At 70.7% G+C, this 15,506-nt stretch carries 15 protein-coding genes; 6 read left to right on the forward strand and 9 right to left on the reverse strand.

The genetic code is table 11. The annotated features are described in order from the left end of the window. Nucleotides 1-34: 34 nt before the first annotated feature. Nucleotides 35-1,192: an acyl-CoA dehydrogenase gene (locus OHB56_RS17395; RefSeq protein WP_326753083.1), complete on the reverse strand. Its 1,158-nt coding sequence runs from the start codon at nucleotides 1,190-1,192 to the stop codon at nucleotides 35-37. A 251-nt stretch (nucleotides 1,193-1,443) separates the two neighbouring features. On the opposite strand from OHB56_RS17395, the gene OHB56_RS17400 reads away from it, so the two are divergent. Next, nucleotides 1,444-2,787, forward strand: coding sequence for a UDP-glucose dehydrogenase family protein (locus OHB56_RS17400; protein ID WP_406354302.1), 1,344 nt, complete (start codon nucleotides 1,444-1,446; stop codon nucleotides 2,785-2,787). 125 nt (nucleotides 2,788-2,912) lie between these two features. Here the strand turns inward: OHB56_RS17400 and OHB56_RS17405 are convergent, their stop codons facing one another. Continuing rightward, on the reverse strand, nucleotides 2,913-3,506 hold the full coding sequence (locus OHB56_RS17405; RefSeq protein WP_326753085.1) for a CGNR zinc finger domain-containing protein: 594 nt from the start codon (nucleotides 3,504-3,506) through the stop codon (nucleotides 2,913-2,915). A gap of 148 nt (nucleotides 3,507-3,654) precedes the next feature. Here OHB56_RS17405 and OHB56_RS17410 point away from each other — a divergent pair, with 148 nt between their 5' ends. Both OHB56_RS17410 and OHB56_RS17415 read left to right on the forward strand, forming a co-directional pair. Continuing rightward, the gene (locus tag OHB56_RS17410; RefSeq protein ID WP_326753086.1) at nucleotides 3,655-4,014 is read left to right on the forward strand and encodes a VOC family protein; all 360 of its coding nucleotides are present in this window, start codon (nucleotides 3,655-3,657) and stop codon (nucleotides 4,012-4,014) included. 14 nt (nucleotides 4,015-4,028) lie between these two features. Continuing rightward, entirely contained in the window at nucleotides 4,029-4,421 is a 393-nt protein-coding gene (locus tag OHB56_RS17415) for a VOC family protein (RefSeq protein ID WP_406354304.1), read from the forward strand. A gap of 129 nt (nucleotides 4,422-4,550) precedes the next feature. On the opposite strand, the gene OHB56_RS17420 is transcribed toward OHB56_RS17415, so the two are convergent. Genes OHB56_RS17420 through OHB56_RS17430 form a run of 3 tightly spaced genes read right to left on the reverse strand, consistent with a single transcriptional unit; the run spans nucleotide 4,551 to nucleotide 7,431 of the window. Further along, entirely contained in the window at nucleotides 4,551-5,759 is a 1,209-nt protein-coding gene (locus tag OHB56_RS17420) for a dipeptidase (protein WP_326753088.1), read from the reverse strand. Between the two features lie 5 nt (nucleotides 5,760-5,764). Beyond that, entirely contained in the window at nucleotides 5,765-6,295 is a 531-nt protein-coding gene (gene purE / locus OHB56_RS17425) for a 5-(carboxyamino)imidazole ribonucleotide mutase (RefSeq protein WP_406354307.1), read from the reverse strand. Then, nucleotides 6,292-7,431, reverse strand: coding sequence for a 5-(carboxyamino)imidazole ribonucleotide synthase (locus tag OHB56_RS17430; protein WP_326753090.1), 1,140 nt, complete (start codon nucleotides 7,429-7,431; stop codon nucleotides 6,292-6,294). The genes purE and OHB56_RS17430 overlap by 4 nt, the downstream gene beginning before the upstream one ends. A 196-nt stretch (nucleotides 7,432-7,627) precedes the next feature. On the opposite strand from OHB56_RS17430, the gene OHB56_RS17435 reads away from it, so the two are divergent. Continuing rightward, entirely contained in the window at nucleotides 7,628-8,191 is a 564-nt protein-coding gene (locus tag OHB56_RS17435) for a GtrA family protein (protein WP_360030749.1), read from the forward strand. Nucleotides 8,192-8,258: 67 nt separating this feature from the next. Here OHB56_RS17435 and OHB56_RS17440 read toward each other — a convergent pair whose 3' ends face one another. Both OHB56_RS17440 and OHB56_RS17445 read right to left on the reverse strand, forming a co-directional pair. After that, entirely contained in the window at nucleotides 8,259-9,530 is a 1,272-nt protein-coding gene (locus OHB56_RS17440; protein WP_406354310.1) for an ATP-binding protein, read from the reverse strand. Nucleotides 9,531-9,568: 38 nt separating this feature from the next. Next, complete coding sequence (locus OHB56_RS17445; RefSeq protein WP_055592785.1) at nucleotides 9,569-10,246, reverse strand: response regulator transcription factor; 678 nt, start codon at nucleotides 10,244-10,246, stop codon at nucleotides 9,569-9,571. 512 nt (nucleotides 10,247-10,758) lie between these two features. Between OHB56_RS17445 and OHB56_RS17450 the strand changes: the two genes are divergently transcribed. Continuing rightward, nucleotides 10,759-12,255, forward strand: coding sequence for an oligopeptide:H+ symporter (locus OHB56_RS17450; RefSeq protein ID WP_406354312.1), 1,497 nt, complete (start codon nucleotides 10,759-10,761; stop codon nucleotides 12,253-12,255). A 566-nt stretch (nucleotides 12,256-12,821) separates the two neighbouring features. Here the strand turns inward: OHB56_RS17450 and OHB56_RS17455 are convergent. Together OHB56_RS17455 and OHB56_RS17460 are read right to left on the reverse strand one after the other, a co-directional pair. After that, entirely contained in the window at nucleotides 12,822-13,418 is a 597-nt protein-coding gene (locus tag OHB56_RS17455) for an ATP-binding protein (protein ID WP_326753093.1), read from the reverse strand. Between the two features lie 309 nt (nucleotides 13,419-13,727). Continuing rightward, complete coding sequence (locus OHB56_RS17460) at nucleotides 13,728-14,105, reverse strand: STAS domain-containing protein (protein WP_326753094.1); 378 nt, start codon at nucleotides 14,103-14,105, stop codon at nucleotides 13,728-13,730. A gap of 239 nt (nucleotides 14,106-14,344) precedes the next feature. On the opposite strand from OHB56_RS17460, the gene OHB56_RS17465 reads away from it, so the two are divergent. Beyond that, nucleotides 14,345-15,274 carry an RNA polymerase sigma factor SigF gene (locus OHB56_RS17465; RefSeq protein WP_326753095.1) on the forward strand — a complete coding sequence of 310 codons (930 nt, stop codon included), beginning with the start codon at nucleotides 14,345-14,347 and terminating at the stop codon, nucleotides 15,272-15,274. Nucleotides 15,275-15,506 lie beyond the last annotated feature (232 nt).

Here is a 15,506-nt window from a genome sequence, read left to right on the forward strand (position 1 = left end):
CGCCCTTCGGCTGTCCGTGCCCCAGGGGCCGGGGTTACGGAAGGTTCCTGGCCATCACGATCCGCTGGACCTGGTTCGTGCCCTCGTAGATCTGCGTGATCTTCGCGTCGCGCATCATGCGCTCCACCGGGTAGTCACGGGTGTAGCCGTAGCCGCCGAGGAGCTGGACGGCGTCGGTGGTGACCTCCATGGCGACGTCGGAGGCGAAGCACTTGGCGGCGGCGCCCTGGAAGGTCAGGTCGGCGTCGCCGCGCTCGGACTTGGCGGCGGCGGCGTAGGTCAGCTGGCGGGCGGCCTCGATCTTCATGGCCATGTCGGCGAGCATGAACTGGATGCCCTGGAAGTCGGCGATCGGCTTGCCGAACTGCTTGCGCTCCTTGACGTAGCCCTTGGCGTAGTCGAGGGCGCCCTGGGCGATGCCGAGAGCCTGGGCGGCGATGGTGATGCGGGTGTGGTCGAGGGTCTGCATCGCGGTGGCGAAGCCGGTGCCCTCCTCGCCGATCATGCGGTCCGCGGGTATGCGGACGTTGTCCAGGTAGACCTCGCGGGTCGGGGAGCCCTTGATGCCGAGCTTCTTCTCGGGGGCGCCGAAGGAGACGCCCTCGTCGGACTTCTCGACGACGAACGCCGAGATGCCCTTGGAGCGCTTGGACGGGTCGGTGACGGCCATCACCGTGTAGTACTCGGAGACGCCGGCGTTGGTGATCCAGCGCTTCACGCCGTTGAGGACGTAGTGGTCGCCGTCGCGGACCGCCTTGGTCTTCATGCCGGCCGCGTCGGAACCGGCGTCCGGCTCGGAGAGGCAGTACGAGAACATCCCGTCGCCCTGGGCTAGCGGGGTCAGGTACTTCTTCTTCAGCGCCTCGGAACCGGAGAGGATCACCGGGAGGGAGCCGAGCTTGTTCACGGCGGGGATGAGGGAGGAGGACGCGCAGACGCGGGCCACTTCCTCGATCACGATGACGGTGGCGAGCGCGTCGGCGCCCGCGCCGCCGTATGCCTCGGGAACGTGCACGGCGTGCAGGTCGTTCGCGAGGAGCGCGTCGAGCGCCTCCTGCGGGAAGCGGGCGTCCTCGTCCACCGCTGCGGCGTACGGCAGGATCTTCGCCTCGGCCAGCGAGCGGACGGCGTCGCGGAGCATGTCGTGCTCCTCGGACGGGCGGTACAGGTCGAAATCAGCCGATCCGGCCACGGTCTCTCACTCCAAAGACGACGAGGTGCGACGAGAGGCAACGCTCTGAATGATGCTCTGACGATGCTAACTACTGTTAAGTAACTCCTATTTTAGAACTCCTGCCCCCGCCTCCGTGCGTGAGTTTGGTGACAACGGAAAGGCCGTGAGGCCGCAATGAGCGGGAACGAGCGGGATCGCCCCGTGCCGCGCGCCCGGAAGCCCCGGATATGCTCAGCCCGCACTGGCTTCCGTATACCCCTGGAGCACGCATGGCCCTCAAGATCACCGTGATCGGCACCGGTTATCTCGGTGCGACCCACGCGGCGGCCATGGCGGAGCTCGGGTTCGAGGTGCTGGGCCTCGACGTCGTACCGGAGAAGATCGACATGCTCCGGCGGGGCGAGGTCCCGATGTACGAACCGGGGCTCGAGGAACTGCTGCGCCGGCACGTGGCGGGGATCGAGGGGTCCACCGGCCGGCTCCGGTTCACCATGGACTGGGCGGAGGTCGGCGCGTTCGGCGACGTCCACTTCGTCTGCGTGAACACTCCGCAGCGGCACGGCGAGTACGCCTGCGACATGTCCTACGTCGACTCCGCGATCGCCTCGCTGGCCCCGCACCTGACCGGCCCCGCGCTGGTCGTCGGCAAGTCGACCGTGCCCGTGGGCTCGGCCGACCGGCTGGCCGCCTACCTGGCCGAGCACGCGCCGGCCGGCGGGGACGCCGAGCTGGCCTGGAACCCGGAGTTCCTGCGCGAGGGCTTCGCCGTCCAGGACACGCTGCACCCGGACCGGGTCGTGGTGGGGGTCCGGAGCGAGCGGGCCGAGAAGCTGCTGCGGGAGGTGTACGCGACGCCGGTCGCCGGGGGCACCCCGTTCGTGGTGACCGACTTCCCGACCGCGGAGCTGGTGAAGACCTCCGCGAACTCCTTCCTCGCCACCAAGATCTCCTTCATCAACGCCATGGCGGAGCTGTGCGAGGCCACGGGCGGTGACGTGGCCAGGCTGGCGGAGGCCATCGGGTACGACGACCGGATCGGCCCGAAGTTCCTGCGCGCCGGGATCGGCTTCGGCGGCGGGTGCCTGCCGAAGGACATCCGGGCGTTCATGGCGCGCGCCGGCGAGCTGGGCGCGGACCAGGCGCTGACGTTCCTGCGGGAGATCGACTCGATCAACATGCGCCAGCGCGGCCGCATGGTGGAGCTGACCCGGCAGGCGCTCGGCGACGGGGCCTTCCTGGGCAAGCGGGTCGCGGTCCTCGGCGCCACCTTCAAGCCGGACTCGGACGACGTACGGGACTCGCCGGCGCTGAACGTCGCGGGCCAGATACACCTCCAGGGCGGCCAGGTCACCGTGTACGACCCGAAGGGCATGGACAACGCCCGGCGTCTCTTCCCGACCCTTGGGTACGCGGACTCGGCGCTCGACGCGGTGCGGGGCGCGGACGTGGTGCTGCATCTGACGGAGTGGCGGGAGTTCCGCGAGCTGGACCCGGCGGCGCTGGGCGAGGTCGTGGCCCAGCGGCTGGTCCTGGACGGGCGCAACGCGCTCGACGCCGAGGTGTGGCGCCGGGCCGGCTGGCGCTACCGCGCGATGGGACGCCCCACCGCCTGACGGAACGGGTGACACGCCCGGCGGAACGAACGGGTGACGCCGGTTCGGCCGAGGCTCAGTCGGCCGAACCGGCGTCTGTCTGCATTCTGCACCACGGGGCGGGCCCGGTGGTGCCGCTGTGATGCCTACGACCCTCCCGGCTCCGGCTGCGGCTCCGTCGCCCGCTTCGGTTCCTGCCGCGTCCCGGCCCGCTCCGGCTGCGGCTGCGGTCGCTTCGAGCGGTAGCGGCGCATCTTGGCGCGGGCTCCGCACACCTGCATGGAGCACCAGCGGCCGCGTCCCGCGGGGCTGCGGTCGTAGTACGCCCAGTGGCAGTCGGCGGCCTCGCAGGCCTTCAGCCTGATCCACGTACCCGCCGCTACCCCCTCCGCCACGGCCGCCGCGACCCGGGAGAGCAGGGCTCCCCGGTCGACGGGTGCGAGCGCGGCGGAGCCGTCCGCCGGGTCGACGGTGACCACCAGGGGGGCCTTCGCGAGCAGCGTGCCGAGCGGGACGACCCCGCGGTGCGGCGGATGGCCGGCGTGGGCGAGCAGGACCGCGCGCAGCGCTTCGCGCAGGGTGCGCGCCGACTCGACGCCGGCCGCGTCGCCCTCCGGAAGCCCGAAGCGGGCACGGCCGTCCGCCGTGTCCAGGGTGTCGGCGCCCGACTCCAGGTCGAGGGTGTTGACCAGGTCCTGGACCAGGACCAGCGCACCGGGCGCGGCCGATCTCTCACTCATGTCCGGACGGTACCTCCCGCGTCCCCTGCATTCCCCCTTGCGACGTTACCCCCCATGCGGCAGCATGCAGTAACGGTTACCGGTTGCCCGCTCATGGCGGTAACCGGAAGAATGAGGAATCGGGAATCAGGGATTCGAGGAGGAATTCATGCCCGTTGCCAAGGTGGGCGCCGTCGTCCTGGACTGCGCCGATCCGCGTGCGCTGGCCGGTTTCTACGCCGGACTGGTGGGCGGCACGATCAAGGACGAGGGCGACTGGGTGGACCTCCGGGTGCCCGGCGGGCCGGTGCTCGCGTTCCAGGAGGCCCCCGGACACGTACCGCCGCGCTGGCCGGCGCCGGACCACTCGCAGCAGTTCCACCTGGACCTGACCGTCGAGGACCTGGACGCCGCCGAGAAGGAGGTGCTGGCACTCGGCGCGAAGCCGCTGGAGGCGGAGGACCGCTCGCGGAGCTTCCGGGTTTACGCGGACCCGGCGGGGCACCCCTTCTGTCTGTGCGCCTGCTGACACCGGGAGGACCCATGGCCGCCGTGGCCCGTCTGCGCTCCGTCGTCGTCGACTGTCCCGAGCCGCGCGAGCTGGCCCGCTTCTACGCGGCCGTCGGGGGCGGCATGCCCGAGGAGGAGGACCCGGACCGGGTGGTGCTCCAGATCCCCGCCGGGCCCCGGCTGGCCTTCCAGCGGGCCCCCGGGTACAGCCCGCCCGACTGGCCGCGGGCCGACCACGGCTCGCAGCAGTTCCACCTCGACTTCGACGCGGGCGGCACCTGGGGGGAGGTCGACGAGGCCGGGCAGAAGGTGCTGGCGCTGGGGGCGCGGGCGCTGGACCGGGAGGACTCCGAGGGGAAGGATTTCCGGGTGTACGCCGATCCGGCAGGGCATCCGTTCTGCCTCTGCCGGATCGAGCAGCCGTAGGGGTCTGGTCGGTCCCGGCCGCAGGGGTCTGGTCGGTCCCGGCCGCAGGGGTCTGGTCGGCGGATCCCGTCGGACGGACCCCTGCGGCCGGGCCGCCGCAGCTCTCGTGTCGGTGACGACCGGGCGGCCTCAGCCGTCGAGGGACTCCAGGGTCGCGTTCGACGGGGCGGTGGTCGCCCGGAGCTCGCGGGCGGTGTCCTCGGCGGCGCCCAGCACCCGTACCGCGTTCTGCCAGGTCAGCTTGGCCAGATCGGTCCTGGACCAGCCGCGGTCGTGCAGCTCGGCGATGAGGTTCGGGTAGCCGGAGACGTCGCGCAGGCCGTCGGGGGTGAAGGCGGTGCCGTCGTAGTCGCCGCCGATGCCGAGGTGGTCGATGCCGGCGACCTCGCGCATGTGGTCCAGGTGGTCGGCCACCGTGGACACGGTGGCGACGGGACGCGGGGTGGCCTCCTCGAAGGCGGCGTGCACCTTCATCGCCTCCGCGGTGGTGTCCAGGTGGTGGAAACCGTGGGCACGCATGTTGTCGTCGGCCTCGTTCGTCCAGTCGACGGCCGCCTGGAGCACGAACTTCGGCACGAACGTCACCATCGCGACACCGCCGTTGGCGGGCAGCCGTTCCAGCACGTCGTCCGGGATGTTGCGCGGATGGTCGCAGACCGCGCGGGCCGAGGAGTGGGAGAAGATCACCGGCGCGGACGTGGTGTCCAGCGCGTCCCGCATCGTCGTGGCGGCGACGTGCGAGAGGTCGACCAGCATGCCGAGCCGGTTCATCTCCCGGACCACCTCACGGCCGAACGCCGACAGGCCGCCCACGCCGGGCTCGTCCGTCGCCGAGTCCGCCCAGGCCACGTTGTAGTTGTGGGTGAGGGTCAGGTAGCGCACCCCGAGCTCGTACAACCCGCGCAGGGTACCGAGGGAGTTGGCGATGGAGTGGCCGCCCTCCGCCCCCATCAGGGAGGCGATACGGCCCTGTCCGCGCGCCGCCTCCATGTCGGCGGCGGTCAGCGCGGGTGCCAGGTCCTCGGGATGGCGGGCCAGCAGCTGCCGTACGCAGTCGATCTGTTCGAGGGTGGCCGGCACCGCGTCGGGCAGGTCCGCGCGGACGTACACCGACCAGAACTGCGCGCCGACGCCGCCCGCGCGCAGGCGCGGGATGTCGGTGTGCAGATGGGCGGTCTGGTCACCGGCGATGTCCAGGGCGTCGAGGTCGTAGCGGACCTTCTCGCGCAGCGCCCAGGGCAGGTCGTTGTGCCCGTCGACGACGGGGAACTCGGCCAGCAGCGCGCGGGCGGCCTCGAGTGACGCGGAGTCGCGGGACCCGGAGTCGGAGGACGTCATGGGGCTCACTTCCCGAAGCCGAAGCCGTTGCCGGAGCTTTCGACCCTGGCACGCAGGCGTTTGCCCTTCTCCGTGGCCTGGTCGTTCAGCTCCTGCTGGAACTCCCGCATCCGGGTAAGGAGTTCGTCGTCGTGGGCGGCGAGCATGCGGACCGCGAGCAGGCCCGCGTTGCGGGCGCCGGCCACCGAGACGGTGGCGACCGGGACACCGGCCGGCATCTGCACGATGGAGAGCAGGCTGTCCATGCCGTCGAGGTGCTTCAGCGGCACGGGGACGCCGATGACGGGCAGCGGGGTGACCGAGGCGAGCATGCCGGGCAGATGGGCGGCACCGCCCGCACCCGCGATGATCACCTTCAGCCCGCGGTCCGCGGCCTGCTCGCCGTACGCGATCATCTCGCGGGGCATGCGGTGCGCGGAGACGACGTCGACCTCGTGGCCGACCTCGAACTCGTCGAGGGCCTGGGCCGCGGCCTCCATGACGGGCCAGTCGGAGTCCGATCCCATGACGATGCCGACTACGGGGCTGGGGCTCATTCGGTGATCGTGCCTCTCAGGTAGCCGGCTGCGTGACGGGCGCGTTCCAGCACGTCGTCCAGGTCGTCGCCGTAGGTGTTGACATGGCCGACCTTGCGGCCGGGCTTCACGTCCTTGCCGTACATGTGGATCTTCAGCTGGGGGTCGCGGGCCATGCAGTGCAGGTACGCGGAGTACATGTCGGGGTAGTCGCCGCCCAGGACGTTGACCATCACCGTCCACGGGGCGCGCGGGCGGGGGTCGCCGAGCGGCAGGTCGAGGACGGCGCGGACGTGGTTGGCGAACTGCGAGGTGATCGCGCCGTCCATGGTCCAGTGGCCGGAGTTGTGCGGGCGCATGGCGAGCTCGTTGACGAGGATGCGGCCGTCGCGGGTCTGGAACAGCTCCACGGCGAGATGGCCGACGACGCCGAGTTCCTTGGCGATGTTGAGTGCCATCTCCTCCGCGCGCAGGGCGAGGTCCGCGTCGAGGCCGGGCGCGGGTGCGATGACCGTGTCGCAGACGCCGTTCACCTGCTGCGACTCGACGACCGGGTAGGCGACGGCCTGGCCGTGCGGGGAGCGGACCACGTTGGCGGCCAGCTCGCGCACGAAGTCGACCTTCTCCTCGGCCAGCACCGGGACCCCGGCCCGGAACGGCTCGGCGGCCTCCTCGGCGGAGTCGACGACCCACACGCCCTTGCCGTCGTAGCCACCGCGGACGGTCTTGAGGACGACCGGGAACCCGTCGCCCTCGGCCGCGAAGGCGGCCACGTCCGCGGGATCCGTGACGATGCGGTGCCGCGGGCAGGGCACGCCGATCGCGTCGAGCCGGGCACGCATCACGCCCTTGTCCTGGGCGTGCACCAGCGCCTCGGGGCCGGGGCGGACGGGGATGCCGTCCGCCTCCAGGGCCCGGAGGTGCTCGGTGGGCACGTGCTCGTGATCGAAGGTGATCACGTCGCAGCCGCGGGCGAACGCGCGCAGCGTGTCCAGGTCGCGGTAGTCGCCGACGACGACATCACCGACGACCTGCGCCGCGGAATCCTGCGGAGTGTCACTGAGGAGCTTGAACCTGATGCCGAGCGGGATGCCCGCCTCGTGTGTCATACGAGCGAGCTGACCCCCGCCGACCATGCCGACTACCGGGAACGTCACGCCCCCAGGGTATCGGTCGAGCCATGGTGGCCGATTCCACGGCTGTTCCCGGCCTGTCCGCGACCGTTCCCGGACAGGCGTGCGAACCCGGGGCCCATCCGCAGGAAGATCGCGCGGACGGGTGGTTAGCATGGTCTGATTGACGCCACCTCGGCGTCGCATCGACGCCACTCCACGGACGGGGGCCGGCACGACCATGGGACGCGGTTCCTCGGGGCCCTCGACGGGCGCCCCGGCCCCGCGCGGCTCCATGCGGCAGCGCCTCGACCGGCTCGTCCGTGAAGCCGTGAAGTTCGGCGCGGTCGGCGGGGCGGGGCTGCTGGTCAATCTCCTCGTGTTCAACCTGGTCCGGCAGGTGACCGATCTCCAGGTGGTGCGGGCTAGCGTCATCGCGACCGTCGTCGCGATCGTCTTCAACTACGTGGGCTTCCGCTACTTCACGTACCGGGACCGCGAGAAGTCCGGACGCACCAAGGAGATGTCGCTGTTCCTGCTGTTCAGCGCGGTCGGTCTGGTGATCGAGAACGGCCTGCTGTACACGGCGACCTACGGGTTCGGCTGGGACAGTCCGCTGCAGAGCAACATCTTCAAGTTCCTCGGCATCGGGGTCGCCACCCTGTTCCGGTTCTGGTCCTACCGCACGTGGGTGTTCCGCGCGCTGCCGGGGGCCGCGGCACCGGTGGCGGGTGCACCGGCGGGTCCCGTCGCGCAGGGCGGGCACGGGCCCGCGGGGCCGCCCTCCCACCAGCGCGTGCCGTAGGCGCCGGGTCCCGGACCCGGGCCGGCACCGGTGCGTGCGCTCTCGCACTCCCTGTTCACGACCCCGTTCACCGCACCGTCTGGCGGTTGTCGTCCCGGGTTTTCCGCGGCGGGGTGCGGGACAGGAACAGGCCGAAGACCGCGGGTTTGGCCTGGAGCATCTCCAGCCGGCCGCCGTCCGCCTCGGCGAGGTCGCGGGCGACCGCGAGGCCGATGCCGGTGGAGTTGTGGCCGCTGATCGCGCGCTCGAAGATGCGGGCGCCCAGGTCGGTGGGGACTCCCGGGCCCTCGTCCGTGACCTCGATGACGGCCTGGTTCCCGGTGACCCGGGTGCGCAGGGCGACCGTGCCGCCCCCGTGCATGAGCGAGTTCTCGATCAGCGCGGCCAGCACCTGGGCGACCGCGCCCGGCGTGCCGACGGCGCGCAGATGCCTCTTGCCGGAGGTGACGATCGCGCGGCCGGCGCTGCGGTAGGCGGGACGCCACTCCGCGAGCTGCTGCTGGATCACTTCGTCGAGGTCGAAGGTGACGGCCGAGCCGGTCCGCGGGTCCCGGGAGTTGGTCAGCAGCCGCTGCACCACGTCCGTCAGGCGCTCCACCTGCGCCAGTGCGATCGTCGCCTCCTCCTTCACCGTCTCGGGGTCGTCGGTGAGGGTGATCTCCTCCAGCCGCATGGACAGCGCGGTGAGCGGGGTGCGCAGCTGGTGGGAGGCGTCGGCGGCCAGTCGCCGTTCGGCGGTCAGCATGCGGGCGATGCGTTCGGCGGAGGAGTCCAGCACGTCCGCGACCCGGTCCAGCTCGGGAACGCCGTAGCGCCGGTGGCGGGGGCGCGGGTCGCCCGAGCCGAGGCGCTCGGCGGTCTCCGCGAGGTCGGTCAGCGGCGAGGCGAGCCGGTTGGCCTGGCGGACCGCCAGCAGCACGGCCGCGATCACCGCCAGCAGCGCCACCAGCCCGATGATCAGCAGGGTGCGGCCGACCTCACGGGTCACCGAGGAGCGCGGCTCCTGGACGGTGACCGTCTCGCCCTCCTCACCGGGCGCCGAAGCGCTGATGACGTCGCCCTCCGGCTTGTCGCCGATCTCGATGGGCGCCCGGCCGGGCAGGCGGACGACGACGTAGCGGTCCTCGCCGACCTGGTCCCTGAGGACCGCCGCGGTGACCTTCTCCTCGACGAGCAGCCTGCTGTCGACGATGCTGGCGAGCCGTACCGCCTCGGACTCGACCCGCTCCCTGGCGCTCTCGGTGATCGTGCGGGTCTCCACGAGCACCAGGGACACGCCGAACACGGCGATCACGACGAGCACCACGGCGAGCGTGGACTGGATCAGTCGGCGGCGCATGTCCTCATATCCGAACCGGAATCACGGGCGTACGGGGGTCAGCTCTTCTCGAAGCGGAACCCCACGCCCCGTACGGTCGCGATGTAGCGGGGGTTGGCCGCGTCGTCGCCGAGCTTCTTGCGCAGCCAGGAGATGTGCATGTCGAGGGTCTTGGTGGACGACCACCAGGTGGTGTCCCAGACCTCGCGCATCAACTGGTCCCGGGTGACGACCCGGCCCGCGTCCCGCACCAGGACCCGCAGCAGGTCGAACTCCTTGGCGGTGAGCTGGAGTTCCTCCTCACCCATCCACGCCCGGTGCGACTCGACGTCGATGCGCACCCCGTGCGTCGCGGGCGGCTGCTGCGGTTCGGTGGCACCGCGCCGCAGCAGGGCCCGCACCCGGGCGAGCAGTTCGGCGAGGCGGAACGGCTTGGTGACGTAGTCGTCGGCGCCGGCGTCCAGACCGACCACGGTGTCGACCTCGTCGGCGCGCGCGGTGAGGATCAGGATCGGGACCGTGTGCCCGTCGGAACGCAGCCGACGGGCGACCTCCAGGCCGTCCATGCCCGGCAGTCCGAGGTCCAGCACCACCAGGTCGACGCCGCCCTGCAGGCCTGCGTCGAGCGCGCTGGGTCCGTCCTCACGCACCTCCACCTCGTAGCCCTCCCGACGCAGGGCGCGGGCCAGCGGCTCAGAGATGGACGCGTCGTCCTCGGCGAGCAGTACACGGGTCATGGACTGATGGTAGTCCCGCCGCGACACGGTCCGGGGCGTGATCACGGCGGCCGGTTCCCACCGCGCGCACACCTGTTTCTCACCTCGGGGACCTGCGGGAGGGGCCTGGAACTGTGGGGTGCGATCCTGAAAAGAACCTTCGAATGAGTGATCACGGTTCCCCCGGAACCTGTGATCCCTGTCTCAAGTCCTTCCATATCCGGCACTGTCCTGCCGTATGGTGAACCAACGCCTGTTGCACCACGGGGACCTTTGGCGCAGTTGCCGCTGAAGGTCTCTTTTGCGTGCCGGTCGGCTTCGCGCCGGCCTCGTAAGAAATGACCTATGGCCGGGCCTCTACGCACATTGACGCGCGTAGAGGCGTGGATCCCGGTGGTCGCCGTCCCCCGCTCCGTGATCCGGAGCGGACTCCCCAAGGGCGTGGGGTGGACGGCACGGCCCGCCGGTGCCGGCCGCCCCCCACCGGGCGCGTACCCGCTTGCGCGTCGCGTCCCGACCAGCAAGGAACGACCATGGCGTCCAGCCTGACGAAGGACTCGGTCTCACCCGGCACCCCCGGCTCCGAGAAGACCTTCTTCGGCCACCCCCGCGGACTGGCCACTCTCTTCATGACCGAGATGTGGGAGCGGTTCTCCTACTACGGCATGCGAGCTCTGCTCCCGCTGTACCTCGTCGCCCCGGGCGGCATGGGCCTGAACGCCGGCACGGCGACGGCCATCTACGCGGTGTACCTGTCGCTGGTGTACCTGCTCACGATGCCGGGCGGCTGGTTCGGCGACCGGGTCCTGGGCCCGCGCAAGACCGTCGCCTTCGCCGGTGCGATCGTCGTGCTCGGCCACCTGACGCTGGCTCTGCCGTCCGCCGGCACCTTCTACGCCGGCCTCGGACTGGTCGCCCTCGGTTCCGGCCTGCTGAAGGCCAACATCTCCACGATGGTCGGCCAGCTCTACGACGGTCCGGACGACCCGCGCCGCGACGGTGGCTTCACCGTCTTCTACATGGGCATCAACCTCGGCGCCTTCTTCTCGCCGCTGATCATCGGCACCGTCGGTGAGGGCGTCAGCTGGCACCTGGGCTTCGGGCTCGCCGCGGTCGGCATGGGTCTCGGCCTGCTCCAGTTCCTGCTGGGCAGCCGTCACCTCGCCGCGCACTCCAGCGTCGTGCCCAAGCCGCTGTCCGCCGCGGAGAAGTCCTCCACGCTGCGCAAGGCCGCCTTCTGGGCCGGCATCGCCGTCGTCGCCTACGCCGTCCTCGGCTTCTCCGGCAACTACACCCTGAACTGGATCCTGGTCCCGCTGACGCTGCTCGGCCTGATCATCCCGGTGCTGGTGCTGGTCCGGATCAAGCGCGACCGGGACCTGGACCAGACCGAGCAGTCGAAGATGTCCGCGTACATCTGGTTCTTCGTGGCCGCGGCCGTCTTCTGGATGATCTACGACCAGGGCGGCTCGACCCTGGCGCTCTTCGCCGACTCGTCGGCCGAGAACAGCGTCCTCGGCTGGGAGTTCCCGGTCTCCTGGTACCAGTCGGTCAACCCGGTCCTGATCATGGCGCTGGCCCCGGTCTTCGCCTGGTTCTGGCTGGCGCTGAACCGGCGCGGCAAGGAGCCCAGCACGATCGTGAAGTTCGGCTCCGGTCTGGTGCTGGTCGGTGCGTCCTTCTTCCTGTTCCTCGCCCCGCTGTCCATCGCCGAGGGCGGTCACAAGGCGGCGGCGATGTGGCTGGTGGCGATCTACTTCACGCAGACCGTCGGTGAGCTGCTGCTCTCCCCGGTCGGCCTGTCGGTCACCACGAAGATGGCGCCGGCGAAGTACGCCTCGCAGATGATGGGCGTCTGGTTCCTGGCCGTCACCGCCGGTACCGCCACGACCGGCCTGCTGTCCCTCGCCGGTGTCGACCTGAACGGGTCGGGCGTGGTCGCGATGGAGGCCACCCTCGCGGTGGTCGCCGGTGTCGCGGTGTGGATGTACCGCAGCAAGGTCAAGGCACTGATGGGCGACGTCCGCTGATCTCGTGCGCATGACGCCGTGAGGCCGTGACCCGGTCGGCTCGCCGCCGCGGTCGCGCTCACGAGCCGGAGGGCCCCGCATCCGTACGTACAGCACGTACGCGGATGCGGGGCCCTCCGGGCGTTCACGGGGCGGACGCGGGCGGGCTCCCTCACCGTGCCCACGGGCGCCGTGCTCACGGAGCGGGGTGCGGGGTCCGCGTCGGCGTCGGCTCCGGCTCGCGGGGGACCGGAGCCGTCGGTGCCGGTCCCCGGGAGCGCGCGAGGTCCACCACGGCCGGCCCCGCGCGGAAAACGGCGCCCGGTACGACCGGGAGGACCACGGCCCGCAAGGGGGGTCGTTCCCCGGGAACGGGATTCTTCGCAAAGGACGTACCGGTACCGCCGGCGGTGCGTTCCCTGACGTCGGCTCGCATCCGACGGCCCGTCAAGGTACGCCGGGAACGAGGAAGGAAGACACGGTGCGCACCGGATCCGTGACGATCCGGTGCACGTACGGTGAGTGCGCGGTGGGCGCGCCCGGTGGGTACGCGCCGCACGGAGTCGTGGAAGGCGGGGCTCCGCCGGTCAGGCGGGCGCCCCGAGTTCCGCCCACACGGTCTTGCCCGCGACGCCCGGGGCACGCACGACGCCCCAGTCCAGGCAGAGCCGCTGGACGATGAACATGCCGTGCCCGCCGGGCCGGCCCGCCTGGTGCGGGGAACGCGGTGCCGGCTGGCCGGCGCCCCGGTCGGTGACCTCGAGCCGGATCACCTTGTTGTCGCAGACGATGCCCAGGTGGTCCGGCCCCTCGGCGTGCAGGCAGGCATTGGTGACCAGTTCGGACACGACGAGCAGGACGTCCTCGGCGGCGGCTCTCCGGTCGGCGGTGGCGGCGGGCAGCCAGCCCCACGCCTGCAGCGCCTGACGGGTGAAGTCGCGGGCGAGGGGAACGACGCCGCTCTGGTCCTCGAAGCTCAGCCGGCGGACCTGACGCCCTCCCGGCGAACCCGGGGACTCCGATGCCTCCGGCGGCCCCGTCGGCGTGGATGCCGCTGCGGCCTGCGCCCCGGACAGCGCCCCCTGGGGCGCGCTCGCCGTCGGCGCACCGCCCCCGGGCACCCCGGAAACGCCGCCGGGCTCCGGACCGCGGTCGCCCGGCGAATAGGGCCGGGTGGTGCTCATCAGCGCTTCACCTCACCGATTCACCAGTTCACCATTTCAAAAAAATCCGTACTCATTCAGTCACGCCGTGGGTGATCGTCCGGTTTCCGGCATCCCCTCGACCATGGCAGCGGGCACATTCCGCTTGTCTTCTGCCCGAGGCCGCCCAGGCAACACCCCCGCGTTCGCACAAGAAAGGCGCAACGATTCGGGAGCGGCTCGGAAGGGGGCCCGCGGAAAGAATCGCGGGGCGACACCTCACTCGACGCAGCGGAAGAAGACCGCCCGCCCCCGGACCCGCCGCGGGGTGGCGCCGGCCTGCCCGCACGGTCATCCGGAATCGTCGGCCAGAGCCGCCTCGAGGCTGTCATGGAGGGTGAACACCGCTTCAGCCCCGGTGATCTCGAATACGCGCGCGACCACGGGCTGCATTCCGGCGAGATGCACCCCGCCCCCGGCGGCGTCGGCCTTCAGCCTGGCGCCGAGCAGCACATTGAGCCCGGTGGAGTCACAGAACTCCAAGCCGGAGCAGTCGATGACAAGCCGCTTGAATCCCTTGACAAGGCAGTTCTCCAGTGGCTCGCGCAACAGATCGGCGGTGTGGTGATCCAACTCACCCGCCGGAGTCACGACGGCACTGTGGCCCTCTTCTCGCACCTCGACCAGAAGCCGGCCCGACTGTGCGCTGCCGACCGTCCCGCGGTCCATGCCGTCTCTCTCTCCCACCAGTCGTGGCTACTGCTGACGCTGTCGAACATTACGCCTTCCCAGCGCGCTCCGACAGCCGAACAATCAGCCGCAAACGGACATATGGCAACAGAGCTCACTTGCGGTGGGCTTGCGAAAGCGGGTAGGGCTAGTAGGGACACGTACTCGACACGGTCGGCTTCGGAGGCGCCGCACACCGCAGTGCACGAAACGGCATCGGCAGCCATACGCCGAGAACGATGGAGGACATCATGTCACCCCGGCTCGACGCATCGCCTACCCAGAAAGCGACGTCGACACTCCCTCCGGAACATCTGGCTCCCATCGAGCAGGACGATGCGGGTGTCGTCCCGGACGACGATCTACTCGCCGGGCTCCCGGAGATCCCCCCTTTCGACGAGGTGGGACCGGTCGACGCCCGGGCGCTGTCCAAGACCCTCTTCGAGCGGCTGGAGTCGCTGGAGGAAGGCACCCACGAATACGCGTACGTACGCAACACGCTCGTCGAACTGAACCTGGCCCTGGTCAAGTTCGCCGCCTCCCGCTTCCGCTCGCGCAGCGAGCCGATGGAGGACATCATCCAGGTCGGCACCATCGGTCTGATCAAGGCGATCGACCGCTTCGAGCTTTCGCGCGGTGTGGAGTTCCCCACCTTCGCGATGCCGACCATCATCGGTGAGATCAAGCGCTTCTTCCGGGACACCTCGTGGTCCGTGCGCGTACCGCGCCGGCTGCAGGAGCTGCGGCTCGACCTGGCCAAGGCCGGTGACGAGCTGGCACAGCAGCTCGACCGGTCCCCGACGGCGGGCGAACTGGCCGAGCGTCTGGGCATCTCCAGGGACGAGGTCGTCGAGGGCATGGCGGCGTCGAACGCCTACACCGCCTCATCGCTCGACGCCCAGCCGGAGGAGGACGACGCCGAGGGCTCGTTGTCGGACCGGATCGGTTACGAGGACCACGGCCTCGAAGGCATCGAGTACGTCGAGTCGTTGAAGCCGCTGATCGCCGAACTGCCGCCGCGCGACCGGAAGATCCTCTCGCTGCGCTTCGTGGCCTGCATGACCCAGTCCGAGATCGGTGAGGAACTGGGTATTTCGCAGATGCACGTGTCACGGCTGCTGTCGCGAACGCTGGTACGGCTGCGCAAGGGACTGACCATCGAGGAATGACGGGCAGCCGTTCCTTGCGCCCTTCACTCCGCTCCGCTTGACGACCCGCACTCGGCGCCTCGCACGCCGCCGCGCCCCGCACTCCGCCGACGCCGGACGCCCTTCCCGGGCTCCGGGTACCGGCCGAGCGCGGGGCGCATCGCGTTACCCACGGTCACCCCTTTCCCCGCGGGCCTTCTTCCTCCACTATGGGCACGCCCAGACCGGCTGGTATGTCAGGACGACGGGTCCG

Source organism: Streptomyces sp. NBC_01635, assembly GCF_045209715.1.
Lineage (GTDB): Bacteria > Actinomycetota > Actinomycetes > Streptomycetales > Streptomycetaceae > Streptomyces > Streptomyces hirsutus.